Genomic DNA, 1,957 nt, shown 5'->3' on the forward strand with positions numbered 1-1,957 from the left:
CGATCAGCCTGCTGACGGCACCGCCCTCGCGGGAAGTGCGCGAGCTTTTCGGGCAGAAATAATAAAAATATAAATTAGGGGTTCCAAAACTATCCCCAAATAGGTGTTTTCCGGTTAAACTGTGCGCCAAGTCACAGAACGTAGCCGCTGTATGCCCGTTAAAGCCACTCGACAAGTCGTTACTCAAGCCCTGCAGCGGCTCGGTTATGCCCTGCTGCTGCCCGTCTCCATCCTGCCGATGGCGGCGCTGATCTACCGGCTTGGGCAACCCGACGTGCTCGATTTGGCGGTGCTCTCCCTCACCGGTCAGGCGATCTTCAGCCAGATGCCGCTTATCTATGCGGTGGCGATCGCCTTTGGCCTGAGTCGGCAGGAGCTGGGCGGACAGACGCTGGCGGGTGCGGTCAACTTCCTGCTGCTCAGTACCGCCTTCAATACGCTGGCCCCCAACCTGCACGCCGACATGATCTGCGGTCTGCTGGCGGGGCTCACCACTGCCATCATCTATCCCTGGGTTCACCAGCAAACACTGCCCCGCTGGCTGCAGATCGCCAAGGGGGAGTTTCCCAGCCTGCTGGTGTCGGCCTTGGCTTGTCTGCTGATCGCCATCCCCCTTTCGCTGCTGTGGCCGCCGCTGGAGCGCGGGCTGACCCTGCTCACCTCCGAGCTGCTTACCACGCCGTTTGGCGCCTTCTGCTACGGCACCCTCAACCGCTTGCTAATCCCGCTCGGGCTCCATCAGGTATTGGGCAGCGTCATCGGCCTTGGCGAGAGCAACCTGCAGGCGCTGGCCACCGCCCAACCCCTTCATGAAGGGTATGTGGCCGGTCTTTACCCCATCATCATGTTCGGCCTGCCGGGCGCCTGTTTTGCCATCTGGCTGCACCGCCAGCGGATGCAGCGGCTGCCGCAGGGCGGGCTGCTGCTCACCCTGGCGCTCACCTCGGCACTGGTGGGTATCACAGAGCCTATCGAATTTCTGTTCGCCTTTACCGCCCCCTGGCTGTTTCTCGCCCACGCCCTGTTAACCGGGCTATCGCTCGCTGTCTGTAGCGGGCTGGGGATCAAGGTGGGCAGTTACTTCTCCGCCGGTCTGCTGGATCTGGTGCTGAGCTATCAGGCAGGGGAGCACAGCTTCTGGCTCATTCCGGTCGGTATCCTGTTCTTCGTTGCCTACACCCTGCTGTTCTATCAGCTGCTGGAGCGTGCCCCCCTCAGTATGCCGAGCAAGCCCATCGCAGTGGAGCATCCGCGCCTTGCCAGCGTTGCCCCCTCAGACCCGCAGATGCTGGCGATCCAGTACCTCAAGGTGCTGGGCGGGATGGACAATCTGGTGGCGATGAGTGTCTGTATCACCCGCCTCAGCCTGCGGGTGCGCGATATTTCACTGGTGGATGAATCTCGCCTGCTGGGCCTCGGCTGCCTCTCCTGGATCCAGCTCAACGACCACCAGCTGGTGCTGGTGCTGGGCCCCAGCGCCAGCCTGATTGAAGGGCAGATCCGCATGCTGGCGGAGCGCCAGTCGGTCCCCCTCGGCCTCAAACCCAATCAGGAGTCGGCCAGCCAGAGCAGCTGGTAACTCAGGCAAACGGCAACCGCTCGGCCACGAAATCCATCAGGGTGCGCAGAGCGGGGGCCAGATGCTCCCGACTCGGATAGATAAGGTAAAACGGGTTGGCCGGAATGGGCTGATCCGGCAACACCTTCTGCAGCCGCCCCGCCGCCAAATCCCCTTCACAGACATGGTGGGGCAACAGGGCAATCCCCCCGTCATGAAGCGCCATCTCCCGCAGCGCCAGCAAGCTGTTGCTGACACAGGCCCCCTGTGGCCGCCAGCCCCCCTCCTGCAATGGCCACACCGGCATGGCCGAGTGCACCAGACAGGCATAACGACCCAGCTCGCTCAGCTGTTGCGGCATGCCGTGGGCCGCCAGATAGGCGGGCGCCGCCACCAGAT

Annotated in this window: 2 protein-coding genes; one reads left to right on the forward strand and one right to left on the reverse strand. The window is 62.9% G+C overall.

The window, feature by feature from the left end; all coding sequences use genetic code 11:
• The first annotated feature begins 151 nt into the window (after window positions 1-151).
• On the forward strand, window positions 152-1,579 hold the full coding sequence (locus AACS18_RS06965; protein ID WP_100654445.1) for a PTS transporter subunit EIIC: 1,428 nt from the start codon (window positions 152-154) through the stop codon (window positions 1,577-1,579).
• Window position 1,580: 1 nt separating this feature from the next.
• On the opposite strand, the gene AACS18_RS06970 is transcribed toward AACS18_RS06965, so the two are convergent.
• Window positions 1,581-1,957: substrate binding domain-containing protein (locus AACS18_RS06970; protein ID WP_258228878.1), on the reverse strand; the 377-nt coding region annotated here is incomplete at its 5' end.

The organism is Aeromonas sp. HMWF015, from assembly GCF_963878965.1.
Taxonomy (GTDB): Bacteria; Pseudomonadota; Gammaproteobacteria; order Enterobacterales; family Aeromonadaceae; genus Aeromonas; species Aeromonas veronii.